This window comes from Aequorivita aquimaris, assembly GCF_001573155.1.
GTDB lineage: Bacteria > Bacteroidota > Bacteroidia > Flavobacteriales > Flavobacteriaceae > Aequorivita > Aequorivita aquimaris.
On sequence record NZ_JRWG01000007.1, the window covers coordinates 106,799 to 122,728 of the forward strand.

The 15,930-nt window shown below is 36.0% G+C and carries 16 protein-coding genes; 1 reads left to right on the plus strand and 15 read right to left on the minus strand.

What is annotated here, in order from left to right:
- Position 1: 1 nt before the first annotated feature.
- Positions 2-943, minus strand: a complete 942-nt coding sequence (locus LS48_RS11785; protein WP_062622715.1) for a glycosyltransferase family 2 protein — start codon at positions 941-943, stop codon at positions 2-4.
- A gap of 207 nt (positions 944-1,150) precedes the next feature.
- Between LS48_RS11785 and LS48_RS11795 the strand changes: the two genes are divergently transcribed.
- On the plus strand, positions 1,151-1,954 hold the full coding sequence (locus LS48_RS11795; protein WP_076692467.1) for a sulfotransferase family 2 domain-containing protein: 804 nt from the start codon (positions 1,151-1,153) through the stop codon (positions 1,952-1,954).
- Positions 1,955-1,961: 7 nt separating this feature from the next.
- Here the strand turns inward: LS48_RS11795 and LS48_RS11800 are convergent, their stop codons facing one another.
- The 14 genes from LS48_RS11800 to LS48_RS11865 form a co-directional block, all read right to left on the minus strand.
- A complete protein-coding gene (locus tag LS48_RS11800) occupies positions 1,962-3,218 on the minus strand; it encodes a glycosyltransferase (protein ID WP_062622718.1) in 1,257 nt (418 codons plus the stop codon).
- 29 nt (positions 3,219-3,247) lie between these two features.
- On the minus strand, positions 3,248-4,240 hold the full coding sequence (locus LS48_RS11805; RefSeq protein WP_062622719.1) for a glycosyltransferase: 993 nt from the start codon (positions 4,238-4,240) through the stop codon (positions 3,248-3,250).
- A 124-nt stretch (positions 4,241-4,364) separates the two neighbouring features.
- Positions 4,365-5,216 carry a class I SAM-dependent methyltransferase gene (locus LS48_RS11810; protein ID WP_062622720.1) on the minus strand — a complete coding sequence of 284 codons (852 nt, stop codon included), beginning with the start codon at positions 5,214-5,216 and terminating at the stop codon, positions 4,365-4,367.
- A gap of 400 nt (positions 5,217-5,616) precedes the next feature.
- The gene (locus tag LS48_RS11815; protein WP_062622721.1) at positions 5,617-6,639 is read right to left on the minus strand and encodes a glycosyltransferase family 4 protein; all 1,023 of its coding nucleotides are present in this window, start codon (positions 6,637-6,639) and stop codon (positions 5,617-5,619) included.
- Positions 6,636-7,775: a glycosyltransferase gene (locus tag LS48_RS11820; RefSeq protein ID WP_062622722.1), complete on the minus strand. Its 1,140-nt coding sequence runs from the start codon at positions 7,773-7,775 to the stop codon at positions 6,636-6,638. The genes LS48_RS11815 and LS48_RS11820 overlap by 4 nt, the downstream gene beginning before the upstream one ends.
- A 2-nt stretch (positions 7,776-7,777) precedes the next feature.
- Positions 7,778-8,914, minus strand: a complete 1,137-nt coding sequence (locus LS48_RS11825) for a glycosyltransferase family 4 protein (RefSeq protein ID WP_062622723.1) — start codon at positions 8,912-8,914, stop codon at positions 7,778-7,780.
- The gene (locus LS48_RS11830; protein ID WP_062622724.1) at positions 8,911-9,660 is read right to left on the minus strand and encodes a sulfotransferase family 2 domain-containing protein; all 750 of its coding nucleotides are present in this window, start codon (positions 9,658-9,660) and stop codon (positions 8,911-8,913) included. Before LS48_RS11830 ends, LS48_RS11825 begins: the two co-directional genes overlap by 4 nt.
- Before the next feature lie 2 nt (positions 9,661-9,662).
- Positions 9,663-10,601 (minus strand): DUF6625 family protein, encoded by a 939-nt coding sequence (locus LS48_RS11835; RefSeq protein ID WP_062622725.1) that lies wholly within the window; start codon positions 10,599-10,601, stop codon positions 9,663-9,665.
- Positions 10,598-11,536 carry a glycosyltransferase family 2 protein gene (locus tag LS48_RS11840; protein ID WP_062622726.1) on the minus strand — a complete coding sequence of 313 codons (939 nt, stop codon included), beginning with the start codon at positions 11,534-11,536 and terminating at the stop codon, positions 10,598-10,600. Before LS48_RS11840 ends, LS48_RS11835 begins: the two co-directional genes overlap by 4 nt.
- Positions 11,533-11,937, minus strand: coding sequence for a GNAT family N-acetyltransferase (locus tag LS48_RS11845; RefSeq protein ID WP_062622727.1), 405 nt, complete (start codon positions 11,935-11,937; stop codon positions 11,533-11,535). Before LS48_RS11845 ends, LS48_RS11840 begins: the two co-directional genes overlap by 4 nt.
- On the minus strand, positions 11,934-12,641 hold the full coding sequence (locus LS48_RS11850) for a WbqC family protein (RefSeq protein WP_062622728.1): 708 nt from the start codon (positions 12,639-12,641) through the stop codon (positions 11,934-11,936). Before LS48_RS11850 ends, LS48_RS11845 begins: the two co-directional genes overlap by 4 nt.
- Positions 12,638-13,705, minus strand: a complete 1,068-nt coding sequence (locus tag LS48_RS11855) for a DegT/DnrJ/EryC1/StrS family aminotransferase (protein WP_062622729.1) — start codon at positions 13,703-13,705, stop codon at positions 12,638-12,640. Before LS48_RS11855 ends, LS48_RS11850 begins: the two co-directional genes overlap by 4 nt.
- Positions 13,705-14,847: an FkbM family methyltransferase gene (locus tag LS48_RS11860; protein WP_062622730.1), complete on the minus strand. Its 1,143-nt coding sequence runs from the start codon at positions 14,845-14,847 to the stop codon at positions 13,705-13,707. The genes LS48_RS11855 and LS48_RS11860 overlap by 1 nt, the downstream gene beginning before the upstream one ends.
- A 49-nt stretch (positions 14,848-14,896) precedes the next feature.
- Complete coding sequence (locus LS48_RS11865) at positions 14,897-15,841, minus strand: glycosyltransferase family 2 protein (RefSeq protein WP_062622731.1); 945 nt, start codon at positions 15,839-15,841, stop codon at positions 14,897-14,899.
- Positions 15,842-15,930 lie beyond the last annotated feature (89 nt).

Here is a 15,930-nt window from a genome sequence, read left to right on the forward strand (position 1 = left end):
ATTACGTACCCGAAGGTTTAAAAATTCGTCGATTAATTCGTAAAAACAAGCTTGGCGAAAGCATTTTCCAAACAAACAGTTTTAAAACTGTAAGACCAAAAATACACTTCAATAATCCAATATACCCTTTTTTATAAAACAGCATAAGGTTCCTTTGTACTAAATCCACATTCTCAAGACTGCCTGAACGTTCCAAATACTTCACACACAAATAATAATACCCAGATAACAAAGAAATTTGTTCCTTATTTAAACTCGAAGTATTTAGTAGTTCAGAAATAAACAAATGGACCGCCTCACAAACAGGTTTCAGCATGTTTTGCCGTTCACGAATAGGTATTACATTATAATAAAAATCAACTGTATTGTCTAAAACCAAATAGTCTGAACTCTGTTGTAATGCACGAATAGCTAACTCCACATCTTGCAGCCTTGGCAGCTGAGAATGAAACTGGCCAATGGAATTAAAAAAGGAACGATTCCAAAGAATACATGAAGTTTGCCAAATAAATTTGGCTTGTAAAAAACAGTTTAAATATCTTGTTTCAAGAGGCTTTTTTATTTCAATATTTCCGTGTTTATCTATAATAGAATAATTTTGAAAAACTGCAAAATCTTGAAACTTAATTAGACGATTGGCTACAAAATTGGATGAAATAATATCGTCATCATCCAAAAAAACAATATGGTTGTATAAAGCAAAATCTACTCCTATGTTTCGGCAAACCGAAGCATTTCTCTTATGTGTATTGAATATTAATTTTACCCGATCGTCCTCTATATCTTCGTGCCAGTCTTGAATTTTCTTGCGAATACTTAGTTCTGATAAATCGTCAACTATTACCCATTGCCAAGTAGCCTCAGTCTGGGCTAACAAACACTTATAAACCTGTAACAACCCATCAGGTCCGTTATAGTGCGGGGTGATTATACTGATTGACATTGGCCTTCTTTCATTAGGTAATAAATAGACTAAAATAATGCTAGACCACTAGCTACTGCTCTAATAAATAGATTAGCCAACCTAAAATTAAATTGCAATATAAAGTCTTAAAATATCAAAACAATAAAAATTTTTAAATTTATATTTACTTCTTATTTTTATTTAGCTTTTATAAAATACTGTTTAGAATCCAACGCTATAATTTTTATGAACAATAACCTAATTTTTCTCCACTTACCAAAAAATGGCGGGACAACATTCCACTCAATTTTAAATAGATTATATTCAAAAGACAGCACATTTACTATTGAATCTGTTACAAATTCAGAAACAAATGAGCGAGTTTTTGTTAACATGCCTGCTCATGACAGAGCGAAAATTAACTTGGTGAAAGGTCATACTTTATTTGGCTTGCATGAATATATGAATGAAAACACAAAGTATATAACATTCCTTCGCAAACCAGCAGATCGAATTCCATCATTTTATTACTATGTTTTACGAAAACCAAATAATAAGTTATATAAAACTATTACAGATAATAAAATGACATTATATGATTTTGTCACTCAAGTGGAAAGTATAGATTTAAATAATTGTCAAGTAAGATGGATTAGTGGTATTGATGATAAAGAAGAACTAATGCTTGAAAAGGCTTTAGAAAATATTGAAAAACATTTTTCATTTGTGGGTATCACTGAAAAATATAATGAATGTTTGATTTTGCTTCAAAATCTTTATCATTGGTCAACACCATATTATATGGTTAAAAATAAAACAATTAATAGACCAATGGTTGATAAAATTGATGATAAAACAATTGCTGCCATTAACCATTATAATAACGCAGATAATCAATTATACGAAATAATGGCAAAGCGAATTACACAACTAATAGAAAATACAGAATATATGTATCTGAATCTCGCTAAGTTAGCCTTATTCAATAAAATATATTCAAATGAATTTGGAAGGAAAATAGCGGGAAACATAAAGAGAAAGTTAATGTAGGTAATTTCTATTTGTACAAAGTAGTTTTATAGATGACTAATAATTTAGCACCTAAAATATCATTATCATAGTTTCGCTCAACAAAAACCCTCCCGCTTTTACCCATTTCCTCTTTTAAATGTGAATCAAGTATTAACATCTCAACCGCCTTTACAAAACCATCCACATTTTCGGATTCAACAACAAAACCACTTTCATTGTGGATTAATCCATATTTCATCCCCCCAACGCCTGAAACCATCACTGGCAACTCCATAGCCTGTGCTTCCTGTATTACCAAACCTTGGGTTTCGGCACGTCCTTCGGAGTCGTAACGGCCGGGCATGATTAGAACATCTGCTTGCTCAAATCGAACTTTGATGGCCTCTTGCGATAGCGCTCCATACAATATAACATAATCCTCTAATTGAGCCTCATAAACCTCCAGCTTTATTTGCTCGCGTAATTTACCATCGCCAATTAGATGCAAACGGACCGATATATATCCAATATCATGTAATTTCCTTACCACATCAATAGCTACGTCAGCTCCTTTTAAAGGTATAAGCTTGCCACAAAATACCAAGTCGAAAAAACCTGTGTCAAGCTTTGAATTCGTGCGTTTAAAAAACTGAGTATCCAACCCAACAGGCAAAATATAATGCGGTTTATTACAAAAGTTTACTTGTTGTAATAGTCCTTCTAAATAAGGAGTGTTCACGGTAAAAGCATCGGCATACTTAAATAAGTTGGCATAAGTGGTTCTATATTCTTCTAAATTTTTGGGTTCCAAATCGTATCCATGAAACGTAGTTATAATTTTAACCGATTTAGGAATGATACCGTGTGCTTTTAAATAAGCAATCCGCTCGCCATTCATTCCAAAATGCGCGTGAATTAAATCAAAATCATTACTTAACAAGAACCATTGCGATTCATAAAACAGTTTTAAAGTATAAGCTTCCTTCCCGTATTTAAAAATATTGAGGCTTTTAAAAAACCTGTGCCATTGTATTCTGAAAATATGTTTAAGCGTCCATCCAAAAAAAACCAAAAGACGTGTTAACTTTGACACTGGTGGTTTTTTAAAATACTGAACCCTGCCTAACAAGTCGTACTGTTTTAAACTCTCATGAATAACTTTTGTATTTACACGATTATAAGCAAACAAACTCACCTGATACCCTGCATCTATAACTCCATTAATCTGGTTAACAATAAACGTTTCAGATACAGTGGGAAAGTTTTTCACTACAAATGCAATATTTTTTATAGAGTTGCTCATGTTTAAAGAGTTAAATCTAAAACGTTTGATTAAGGTATCCAACTCCTTAAAAATTCCAAATTTCGTTTGTATGTTTTATATTGAAATAAACAATAATACAGTTGTCTAAAATAACGTTTGGCAACTTCCCGCTGGTCATAATTACCTATTAATAGGGCTGCAGTCTTTTTAAGTAGTCTAACACCACCTCCTCTAAATGTGTACTTTAATAAATCTGCTCTTTTCCTTGCCTGTTCTTGTAACAAATCCAGATAAGGCCAAAGCACAAAATTAGAATGAGCCATAGCTTTACGCATTCTGGATACATACTCTAAATGTAATCGTTCATTACTCATAAAATGCTGAAAGTATAACCCCTCATTAAACCAAATTTTATAACCCATCAACCTTAAGGCATAACAATATTCTGTGTCTCCACCTGAACTTAATTTCTTTCCTACCCGATCAGATAATAAATGCTTAAACCCTTGTTTTTTTAATTCTATCCAATGTGATTTTCGCAATACCATACCCGCACCATAAACGCAACCTTTTTTATTTGTAATATCACCACTTTGTCTGCCTTGTTTTGACACTGCAAAGTATTTGGCCTGTGCATCAAACCACTCAGGTTTTTCTTTTTCAAAAGCAGCTTCGCACCATCCTCCCAAAGCACCTATGCTCGGATTATCTTTCATGATAGTATAAGCAGTTTGAATATAGTTGTCGCAGAGCCAATTATCATCATCACACCATAAAAGTAAATCAAATTTTGCCATCTGCATACCTTTCTCTCGAGCGTGGGATAAACCGGATTTTACCTGGTCAATAATTTTAAGCAATGTGGGTGAGCCAAGAGAGCTCCAGATTTCTTCTGCTAATAAAGCAGTATTATCAGTGGAATTATTATTAACCAATATCAATTCCCAATCAAGACCACAAACGAACTGTTGCCTTGCTAAATGTGCTAAAGTCTCTGGCAAACGCTTGGCGCTGTTATAACAGCAGAGAATTACACTTATTCCATCTATTGTTTTATCCATCTATCTCTCAAAGATTCTTTAATAAAGTTCCGAAAATACAATCCGCTTATTCTTAAAACATAACTTAAAAAAAATTAACGGAATTTTTGAATTTTTGATGTATTTATATAATCTAATATTGTATTTAGCGCGGAAATTTATAAATAATAGTTTGCGTTCGTGCAAATTTATTTAGTATAAATTTTGGTAGCAACCGTTCAAATTTTAAGGCGTGAAATCTAAATTTTCTGTTCCATTTAACATTAGGAAAAAGGCGGTGTAAGCGCTCAATAGAGCCTACAGACTCAATAGCAACCTCTTTAAAACTATTATTCCCTAAAGCTTTATAGTGTTTACCACTATTATCCCTAATGGGGTGCGGATCATTGGCTTGCCATTCTTTAAATTTTTTGATGTTTAGAGAAGATGGCCGCCCTGGTACAGGAATCATCCATCGCAGTTTATCGAGAATCAAATTATTTACTGCCGGTTCCACAAAGCGAGCGCCACCTTCAGGTTTTAAGCTCGCAACAATTTTTTTCATAAACTCGCTCTCTTGCTCATGAGTTAAATGATGTAAAAAAGCCTTTCCTACTACCAAATCAAAATCGTTAGGCAATAATTCAATTTTAAGAAAATCGCCTTTAAGGTATTTAATAGGGTATTTAAAATTTGTTTTTGCATTCAAGGCTTCTATTATAGCTCCACTTTTATCAGAGATATCATTAGCATATACTTCTGCTCCTAAAGCTGCCATTACAGCAGCATTGTAACAATTACCACATCCCAATTCTAATATCTTTTTACCTTTAACCTCTTCTCTAAAATTTCTCGAATACATACAAACCCATGAGGTATCAACAACAGTGACTTCATCGAGATATTTATCAACATTTTCGACAATTTTAAGGATTTTGCTAATATCGATTTTCGCATAGCGCTTATCGTAATGTTGTTTATTTTTAGTGGTGTTATCGTCTGAAGTCGGTGAAAGCATTTTTACATTTATTTTGCATAAAACTAAATTAAAATATTATTAAAATCCTCGGATTTAATTAAGATTTTTTATTGAATAAAATGCTATTCGCTTTTGAAAAATTAGGCTTATAGTTTTTCAACTTTACATATTAACCTATTGCGTAAATTAGTATGCCACCCTGATAAAGTGAGCAGCATACTCAAAGGATGTGAATAATTTTCGGGATCTTCAATTTAAAAGCTATTATTAATTAGCGAGGAAGGGTTTTGAAATACAGGAATGCGGAGACAGCATTAAACTCTAAAATATAAATTTACTGTTTAGTGACTTTTGCTTTTACAAACCGTTTAATAATGGGTGTGGATTTAAAACTAAATTCGGAGATGCCTATTTTTTAAAGTTTTCGGAATAGCTTCCATCAACTTATTTTATTATAAAATTCTTGAATAGCAGCTGCAATAGCTGGCCATTCCATCGCTAAGGCTTTTTCTCTTGAAGCCTTTCCCAGTGTCTCTAAACGTGCTTCATCCTGCAAGATTGCAACTGTTTCATTAATAAACCTTTCAACATTCTTGTTTTCAATCAATACATTTCCGGTATCGCTCAAATATGCCCTATTCCCTCCTACCGCACTGGTTATTATAGGAAGGCCACAAGCCATTGCCTCCAACAGCGAGTTGCAGGCGGTACTGTCCAACAAGGGTAAAAATAGCAAGGAGGCTTCCTGATAAAAATGCCGCAACTGTACGTCCTTTACCTCCGTAAAAATAGTGATACATTTATGGGGAAATATTTTATGGGTATAGGCCGGATGGATCACAACGTTTACTTTTAAATCCTTTACTTTCTCGGCAAGCGTTGGCACGGTTTTATTAAAAGTGTCAAAATCGCGCAGGTGCTGGCCCACGAACAGGAGGGTGTTGGGTTTTTTAACCGTGGGGTCGGGTTTAAAGAAATGGGTGTCCACCCCGTGGGGAATATAGGCTACCCTATCCAAGCCTAACCGGGACCTTAAAAATGCAATCTGGTTTTCCCCCACCCCTATGGCCCCGTCCAAGTGGCGCAGGGCCGCCGGGTTGGGGATACGTTCTTGTAAAATTGACGGCGGTTTGTGGAAGGTGGCCACAAATTTCGTATTCGGAAAGCGGCGTTTGAAAAAGTCCAGATGCCGGATGTCGCGCTCGCCGTTTAAAAAATGCACTACATTTTGTTCTTCCTTATGTTTACGGAGCAAGCCGTAGAGCTCCACGGACTTTAACACGCTTCCCGCATTGTATTCCCCTTTTTTTTGGGAATGAAGCCGCGCCAACACTTTGGCCAGCCGAAAGGGAAAACGGATTTTGCCAAAAACTACTTGTGCATCCATATAGTCCGCCACCCTACCGTAACCGGAATTGGCGGCGTGGTGCTTGGAGCGATGATGGACCAAAAAAACGTTCACGATTGCGAAAGGGGTTTGTTTAACATCAGCTCCAAGATACGCTTTACATTTTTAACAGGGTGTACGTAGTCCTCAAAATAGCTACGGGCGTTTTTGGAGAGGCTATCCGCCAAGTGGCGGTCGGCCAACACGCGCTGTATGTTATCAATCAGTTCCGCATCGTTGTGGAAATACAAGACCTCCTTGCCATCCGTAAGCGGTACCGGCAATTCGGTGGTAAGCGGTTCGGCGATTATCACTTTTCCCTGGGAGAGGTATTCCGCCATTTTCCAAGCGGGCGAATTTGCCAGCCCGCGGGTATAGACCACAATCCTTGCCTTTTTCATCGCATCCAGATAGGCCTCCGGTTCGGTGGGCACATTGGTCAGGGCGTCGCCATAGTTTTCCCGGGCTACTTTGGAAGGAATGAAGCCACCCATAAAATTTTCGGGAAAATGCTTTCTGAGCAATTTAATCAACCGGTAGCGTTGCAGATGGATCTGTTTTGCGTCTGCCGTATTTTCATGCAGGAAACAGCGGGTCTGGAACATAATAATTTCTCCTAAAAAGGGTGTAAAAGTCTCAAAACGGGCGATAATTCGGTTTTCCCTTGATTTTTTTATATGACGAATGCTGGTATTTATAGCATTTATAAGTCTTCTTAATAATAAGCGATCAAATTTTATATTTCCCAAAATTGTTGTTAAAAATAATCCAATTTTAAATTTGTTCTCTTTTAATATGTGGGTAGTGGCAACCCTAAAAGTTAAACCCGAGGGAAGGATTTGAGCTTTTACTATTGGCCGTAATGCACTGGCGTACCGCTCGTCATAATTCCGTTTAAAATAAAAATCGCATTGTTGCAGGGCCGGTTCCGAAAAGTGTTCGGCAAAGTCGTATAAATCGGTGGCGAAGTGCATTCTTTTTTTGGAAGCCGTATCGATCAAGGTGTAAAAAGAAGTTTTGGGCTGGGCGCGTGTGGTTTTAGAAATCGTTCCTTTTTCATCAACCGTAAGGGTTCCGCGGTTTTTTTTAAGGGACAGCTGGACCTTTACCAATAGTAGCCCTTGCTGCTCCAGCTCGAAAAGGCCGGTTTGGATGTAGGAGGAATGGTTTAGTTCCTGAGGGGTGTGGATGATGACGGTATAGCGTGGCATATTCAAACTTTAAGGGCCGATTGCACAGATTCCCTTAAAACCTTAAAGGTAGCTTGAATGCTGTATTCGTCCAAAACCTTTTTGCGGGCATTGCTTTCTATGTTTTTTGCCTGCTCGGGATTCAGGAAATAGTCTAAAACCGTTTTGCAATAATTTTCAGGGGTGGACAATAAGCCATTTTTTAAATGGACAATAACATCGGCAGGCCCTCCCGGACAATCTATCCCGGCTACAGGAGTGCCACAGGCCATGGCCTCTATCATTACCATTCCGAAGGTTTCTTTATCGCTGGGCAAGGTGAAGAGGTCGGCTTCCTGAAAATAGGTCGGAAGCTCGGAATGGGGTTTATGGCCCAAAAAGCTAACGTTGGGTTCCAGATTACAATCCTTTACCAAATTCTTCAATTCGCGAAAATAGGCTTCGGAAAAAATGGGTCCGATAATATTTAGATGCGCCTTTGGGAAGCCGTTATTTTTTAAAAGACGAATGGCCTCAATGGCCAAATGGATCCGTTTCAACTCCACAATTCTTCCCACGTACAACAATTGGGGCGAACTATTTTTTGTTTTCTTAGGTGAAAAGACCTCACAATCTACGCCCAAGGGAAACACTCGGATATCCAAGCCCTTAAAAAGTTCCAAGCGTTCCATTTCCCTTTTTTGCAGCTGGGTATGCACCAGAATATGATTGGCGTTTTTGTAATATTCCCTATTGGCGGGGGTGTCGGTATAGTGCTGTCCGCCCAACATTGCGATGTACTGCTTTTTGTTTTTCAAAATTGTTTTCGCCAATTGGTGTGAAAACGGACTGGAATGTCCGGACATATTGATGATGGTAACATCGGGTGTTTGGGCCTTATACGCCCGAAGACAAGGGCTTGACTTTTGTTTTTTCCACTTTTTATGGTTGCCGTTCCAGGTAAAATCCACCGGATAAAAGGTATAGTCCACCTTTTGGGTCTTGAAGCCATATTGGAACCAGCGCGGGGTAAAATACTCCATCCGGCAGCTATGGCCGGTTTCTTCGGCCAACAACTGCAGAGCCTTTAGGTGTGGCTGACTGTGATAGACAGCTACACTTTTTTCCACAACGCCTGCGGCTTGGGGGGTGAAGGGATGGAGGAGGCTGATGGATTTCAAGATAACCTAATTGGATTTATAATATTATGTTTTTTATACTTATTTACTTTATGCATAATTTTCACTCTAAGTTTTGAAGGAGGCCTTAAACTTATTATATCACTATAATTCCCAATTACTGGATTTTGTAAAATGTACTGGTCATATAGTTGAATATCTAAATGGTTATTCTCTTCTGCCCTCAATTTTTGCGTGGTTGATAAATCAGAAAAACTAAGATAATTGGTTGTATATTTTCTTTGATTTTTTCGTTCAATGCTACCTATTAATTTTACATCTAAAACATCTTGAAGATAATTTAATGATTTATTATACTCATTTGAATTACCAATAAATACGAAATCGGAGAGAAGTTTCTGTGCTAATCTAAAATCATTTGTTCCTGCAATTTTCTTTGTCATAAAGTTGTTATAGAAACTTTTGTTCAAAAAATCATCAATAGATGTTATCCATCCCCTTTCTAACATGTGGTTATATTGAGAAAGATATCTTTCTAACGGATTTCTAAGAAAAGTAATTCTATTTGAAGGTGGTAGAAAATCTAAATAAGGACGAACACTATGACCTCCTATTCCCGAAGGAAAATAGCGTATAATTTTTTTATATTGGTTAAAAGTTAGGTCATTCCGAGTTTCGTTCCCTCCATATTGATTTTTTGTCACATGGAAATAACGAGGGTAAGTCAATGATAAAACTTCATTAAAGGAAGTGCCGGCGCATTTTTCTATGTGAGTAAATAAAAGCATTGCTAATTTATATTAATCTTTCTTTTTATACGTTTAATTAAACTTGCGGCTTTTTTCTTTTTAATCCTTCTATATTCTCTTCTTTGATAACCATTAAATAAATTAGTAATCCCATTCCATCTTTGTTCAAAATTGGAATGGCGCTTATAATGCATCCTATTATAACTGATATAAAACTGCTTTGGGTTATCGGCATATTTTATTTCACTAGCGCGCATGGTGCGCTTCCAGTTGATGAAGTGGAGGTACATGACCTCCTCCCCTGTTTTGGTATTCAGCATTTTGCCATCCTGCCAGCGCCAGCGGTCCAGATAATATTCTTGGTGGGAGTCGCGGCCGCGCTCTTGGTTGCAAAGTACGGAAGGCCAATATACATTAATTCCCAAATCTTTTCCGTCATTGTGTTTTTGAAGATAATCGGACAGGACCACCTCATCGGTCCACCTAAATTCGGGTACTTCAAACAAGTTTTTATAATCGGGCAATTGTTTATATAGCCTATTTATAGCAGGGTTATTTCTAAAAAGCGTGAAGTGGCCCGAGATGTTTTCCTTTCTGCTGCTGATAATACTGTAGGTGGAAAGTATTTGTGGGGTTACAAACTTCCGAATATCACCCCAGACAATATCCATGTCGCAGATGCCCCAAAAATCATGGCCATTCACCTCATTTTCAAAAATTTCACCATAGGCCGGCTTAAGGTCACAAAACTTCCGTGGGTTCAGGGGTACCTTGGCTCCCACTACCTTGTTCACATGAATATTCAGTTGGCCTAAGGTGGTGGGCAAAAACTGTATGTTCTCTGGATATTGCTGGGGAATTGGGCAATCCGTAGGACAAAGCCACTTTATTGTGGGGTTTGCTGCTACCGAAACTAAGAAAGCTTCAAACCACAGGGGCCATTTTCCGAAATAAGGGATTATTAGTAGAATCGATTTCAATTATTGGTATTATATATTTTTAATATTTTTTTCATAATATTCGAAAATAACAGTCTATATGAATCCAAAGGATATTCTTTTGAAAACCTGATGTATTCATTTATTAATAAACGCATTTTCCTATTTTTCCAGTAATACTCTACCATTCTGCGTCTATTATTCATAATGTGATTATCAAAGACTTTTACCATTCCTAATTCAACTTTAAAATAATCTTTTAAAAGTTCAAGAGTCATTATCCGTTTATTTATTTGATCTATTAGGTTACTTCCCGTCCAAACACCTTCAGTATGTTGTCGATATACCCCGCTAACAAAATCTAGATAACCGATTTTCCCAGCCTGAGCTAAAATATGAAATAAAAAAACATCTCCATTAGCGACCTTATGAAACTGTTTTGGCAGGGGTTTAGGGAGGGATTCTGCACGAAATATTACCGTGAGTGTAGGTATCCAAAATCCATCTAATATAGTTTTAGCGTCAAAATTTTGTTTATGCTTTTCTTTAAGGACTGCGGGATATATCTGTCCGTCTCTAAGCAGATCAATATTTGTAAAACACGCGGCATATTCTGGATTATTTTCTAAAAAATCTACCTGTTTCTGCAGTTTTGAGGGGTCTGTCCAGTAGTCGTCGCCTTCGCAATTTGCTATATATTTCCCTTGAGCTTCGCCAAGTGCCCAAAGGTAATTTGGATTAGGTAACTTGTTTACATTATGATTAATGTATTTAAGTTTGATATTGGGAGGAATAATTAATCTTAATAATAGTTCTTTAACTATTTCATCCGTTTTATCCGGCGAATAATCATTCGCTATTATCAATTCAACATTAAAATCACAATCTTGGATAATAATCCCATTAATAGCTTCTTCTATATAAGCAGCCTGATTATAAGTAATCATTATCACCGAAACTGTGACTTTTTTACTCATATTAATTTTGTCATTTTGTAGAATAGATGATTTTCATTCACAATTTCAAAGCCAGAACTTTGATATAGTTTTATAGCCTTATCGTTATTTTTTAATACTTCCAATCCATAGTTTTTAAACCCTTTTTTCTTTAAAATCTTAATAGAAGTACTCAGTAAAAATTTCCCGACTCCTTTCCCCTTTACTTCTTCATCTAACAGTATTAGACTCAGATAGGCATTATAATTAATTATATCGTTACAATAAAAAGCAATGAACGCTTTAAGACCATTTTGTTGGTAAGTTAGTATTGTGGCGTTCTTCAAAATTTTGTCTACATATTCAATTAAATCTGATTGAATCAACAAACCTTTTTCGGGATAATTATATTTTTTTATTAAATTAAACAATTCTGATCTCATAATAATTCATATTCATTTAACATATCAGAAATTCTACTCTTTTCATTAAACATCAAAACATCAATCATGGAAAGCCCTTTTACAAATGGATTTCCAAATTGGTTGTAAGGTATTAACTCATTTTTAATAAAGGAAAGTGTAATGCCTTCCTTCTTAAATGTATTTTTTTCATATAACGCTTTACCACCCGAAGGATTTATATAATGGTTACTCCCTTTTTTCTTACATATAGCTATAAGTCTTTCAGCCTTTTCATAACCGATAGAATTTGAATATTCCATAGAACTAACTTCAAACTGCGTCTTTAGGGCCAGATAATTAGAAATTTCCTTAATGCTTTCCATTGCAATTTTAGCAATAGTAGTCTGTTCACCTTCTAATACTCTTTTCACTAAATGAAAAGTTTCCTCAAAAAACGGTGCTTTTTTGTAACTCTGTTCAACAGATTTGAAAAACTTTTCTCTCCATTTAAAAAAGAGTTTCATATTTATATCAGTGTCTTTTATTAATTTAAAAGAACTGGGGTTCAATAATGGAACTGTAAATAGAAACCCATTATTGTTTAACAGAATCCTATTTCGATGAATCCACCCCCCCTTTATAAAGTTAACATCGTCATAGAAAACACATGTATCCACGGCATTTATTAGCTGGAAATACCCCAGATAGGGAAATAGATATGGTTGCATAATTGCAATTTTCATAATCCTCTATTTATGATATTACATATTTTCAAAACGTTATTATCATCAAGATCGTGGAATAAAGGAAGACAAAGCACACGTAAAGAAATGTTTTCTGAAATAGGGCAAGGTTTTTTATCTGCGTAAGGCAATAAGTTTAAACTGGGGTAAAAATAACGTCGTGGAAAAACTCCTTCTTTGTTCAATAATTTCTGAATAGAAAGTAATTGTGTTTCATTGTCAAATAGCACGGGATAATAGGAGTAGTTCCATTGCGTTCCTTTCCTTAACTTTAAGACTCCCAAACTTTTCAAATTGTTTTTATATAACTCCACTACTCCTTTTCTTGTCTCTAAAATCGTTTTCATATATGGGAATACCGCCAGCCCCATAGCTGCCTGTAATTCACTCATTTTGGCATTGATGCCAATTCCCTGAAAAACCTCTGGCCCATAATGCCCAAAATTATGGTGATAAAATAATTTATCGTTTAGCTCATCAGAGTCCGTAAATAATGCTCCGCCTTCCCCGGTATGAAAAACTTTAGTAGCGTGAAAGCTACAGGTACTTATATCGCCATACTCAAAAATGCTTTTCTTCTTATAGGTTACTCCAAAACAATGGGCGGCATCATATATAATTTTTAGGTTGTGCTTTTTAGCAATAATTTCAATCTCTTCAACTGCACAAGGGTTCCCGAAAACATGGGTTGCTAATATAGCGGTGGTTTTTGGGGTGATGGCCGCTTCAATCTTAGTCTCATCTATGGTCAAATATTTGGGATGGATGTCTACAAATACGGGGATACAACCTTCCCACACAAGGGTGCTAGTGGTGGCTACATAACTAAAGGGGGTAGTAATTATTTCGCCCGATAAACCCAAAGCCTTAATAGCAATCTGCAATGGTAAAGTGCCATTAGTAGTTGCAATAATATTGGGAACCTTCAAATAATCTTTTAGCTTTTCCTCCAATTCCACAACTAACGCCCCCCGGTTTGTTATCCAACCAGCATACCAAGCCCTTTTTAGAATAGCGTTATATTCCTCTTGTGGGGGTAAGAAGGTTTTGGTTACGTTAATCATTATTTATTGATTCTTGGTTTTGCAAAACAAATAGTTTCTTCTGAATGAATAGTATAATGACCTAAAAAAATCTCATAGTCAAGTTTTAAGTCAATAATCCAATTGGGAATAAGCACAAGATCTCTCCTACTGTGATAAATGGCAATAGCAAGTTTGGGCCGAAATTTACGTATGGTATTTAGTGCACCCTCCAACGCAGCTGTCTCAGCACCTTCGATATCCATTTTAATGAAATCTACTTTTTCAATATTATTAATCTCTACAAAGTCATCGAGACTTATAGTGTGGGCCTCCCCTGTTTGCTTTTCAAATGGTTTCATTGATACTTTACTAGCGGGACCATTATCCTTAAAGTATACCAACTCGTGTGATTTATTTGATATAGGATTTGTTATTAAATGAATCCGTGATTCAATATTAGGATTTAAGTGGATATTTTTATTGAATAATGCTATATTACCAGGAATAAATTCAAAGGAATAAACCTTACCTTTTTCTCCAACTCTATCAGCAAAATATAAGGCTGTATCTCCCCAACACGCGCCTAAATCAAATACAACGTCCCCCTCTTCTGCTGCAACAATATATTCATCATTCTCCTTATATGCATATTGTTCAATTATAAAATCTGTCGCAACACCAAGGGCTGTGAAATAAAGATTCACATCATATCCAATTTCCTTAAGATCAAATTTCGTTAGTAGAAAGTGTAGAAATTTGGGGTCAAAAGAGTCCGATTCATCTAACAGTGTACTGGCTGTTTGAAGTGCTTCCCAATAGTTTCTGTCATTTCGTGCCAATTTCACTTTCTGGAAACCCATTATACGATATGCAATTAGGCTAACAAGAAGCTCTCTATTATTGTTGTTTAATGCATCCCAAAGTTTTTCATATTGCTCAGAATATTCATTTATAAAATCAATGGCCCTTTCTTTAACCGTTTTCGAGCGACTAAAAACTATAGTCTTTATAATTGTTTTTACCTTCGGTATAAAACCGGCAGGCAATTTTTTTGCTATTCCTTTTGAAACTTTTCTGCTTGAGTATGACCCAAATCTATCTTCGTCAAAATTTTCTATTCCAAAATTATTACCCTTCGATTGAGTAATTTTATTTATTAAGGTCTTTTCAAAATCAGTCATTAGTAAATATTATCCATTAGTCTTATAAATGAATTTCAATTAGCAACCTTTATTTTTCGTTAATGTCATAAAGTTTGTGTTTCATTCTGTCAAATCCACGGTTAGTTAGGATATTTATCACTAAGAAATAAGAGAATAAAAGTGGAGATAAATTGAAAGCATTCCGGAAATGGTTAAAATTACTAAATATTCTTCCATACTGTTTTCTCATAATAAATTGTTTATATAAATTTCTAGATTTCCTTTTATAGCCATCTACAATGAGGGGATTATGCGCATACTCATTAATCATTTTTTCCCCTACAGTAAGTTGTGCTTTTAAGTATTTTTTGTTTCCGCCTGCCACCTTTTTGGTAATGCTGCTTGGAGTTACATTATATAAATAATGGATACCATCAATTCTTCTATAGTTCCCTTTCTTGCGAAACAATTCGACGAAAAAAACATGGTCTTGTCCTCGCAGTAAATCTTCATCAAAGCGATGTTCTCCCACAAAAGATCTTTCTAAAAAAGCATCCCCCATATAAACTGGTGGTTGAGTGAGAATAATTTTTTCATCATAATAAGATTCTCTTGCTTCATCAATAATCTTGGTAGATGCAGATAGAGTTTCTTTTGTTCTAGTGTGTCCCGTTATAACACAGTCAAAAATTCCATTTGCATATTTAAGTTTATCTTCTATTGCAAAAGGAGCAATGTAATCATCAGAATCTAAAAATGTTATATAGCTTCCTCTAGAGTTTTCAATACCGTAGTTGCGAGCCGCATTTCCCCCGGGCAATCGATCTTTAGGCCGGTGGTAATACCGAAAGCGTGAATCCTTAACCATATACCCCGCCATTAGTTCATCGGTTTGGTCAGTACTCCCATCATCCACCACAATACACTCCCAGTTTTGATAGGTCTGCGCCAGAACAGAATCCAGCGTTTCGCCAATAAGATGGGCGCGGTTGTAGGTGGGGATTATTATGGAAACTAAAGGTTGGGTCTTCACGGGGACATTAATTTGGGTTTAAAAGTAAGGAAAAGATTTTAATAGACGGTAGGCTTTAGTTCGTGGGCTTTATGCCGTGGGGGCGGGGG

Bases quoted from the DNA above. Each gene is read 5' to 3' on its own strand.
- LS48_RS11805 (WP_062622719.1), bottom strand. From the start codon at position 4,240: ATGGATAAAACAATAGATGGAATAAGTGTAATTCTCTGCTGTTATAAC.
- LS48_RS11860 (WP_062622730.1), bottom strand. From the start codon at position 14,847: ATGACTGATTTTGAAAAGACCTTAATAAATAAAATTACTCAATCGAAG.
- LS48_RS11810 (WP_062622720.1), bottom strand. From the start codon at position 5,216: ATGCTTTCACCGACTTCAGACGATAACACCACTAAAAATAAACAACAT.
- LS48_RS11800 (WP_062622718.1), bottom strand. From the start codon at position 3,218: ATGAGCAACTCTATAAAAAATATTGCATTTGTAGTGAAAAACTTTCCC.
- LS48_RS11845 (WP_062622727.1), bottom strand. From the start codon at position 11,937: ATGAGATCAGAATTGTTTAATTTAATAAAAAAATATAATTATCCCGAA.
- LS48_RS11855 (WP_062622729.1), bottom strand. From the start codon at position 13,705: ATGATTAACGTAACCAAAACCTTCTTACCCCCACAAGAGGAATATAAC.
- LS48_RS11820 (WP_062622722.1), bottom strand. From the start codon at position 7,775: ATGCCACGCTATACCGTCATCATCCACACCCCTCAGGAACTAAACCAT.
- LS48_RS11850 (WP_062622728.1), bottom strand. From the start codon at position 12,641: ATGAAAATTGCAATTATGCAACCATATCTATTTCCCTATCTGGGGTAT.
- LS48_RS11830 (WP_062622724.1), bottom strand. From the start codon at position 9,660: ATGCTTTTATTTACTCACATAGAAAAATGCGCCGGCACTTCCTTTAAT.
- LS48_RS11840 (WP_062622726.1), bottom strand. From the start codon at position 11,536: ATGAGTAAAAAAGTCACAGTTTCGGTGATAATGATTACTTATAATCAG.
- LS48_RS11785 (WP_062622715.1), bottom strand. From the start codon at position 943: ATGTCAATCAGTATAATCACCCCGCACTATAACGGACCTGATGGGTTG.
- LS48_RS11795 (WP_076692467.1), top strand. From the start codon at position 1,151: ATGAACAATAACCTAATTTTTCTCCACTTACCAAAAAATGGCGGGACA.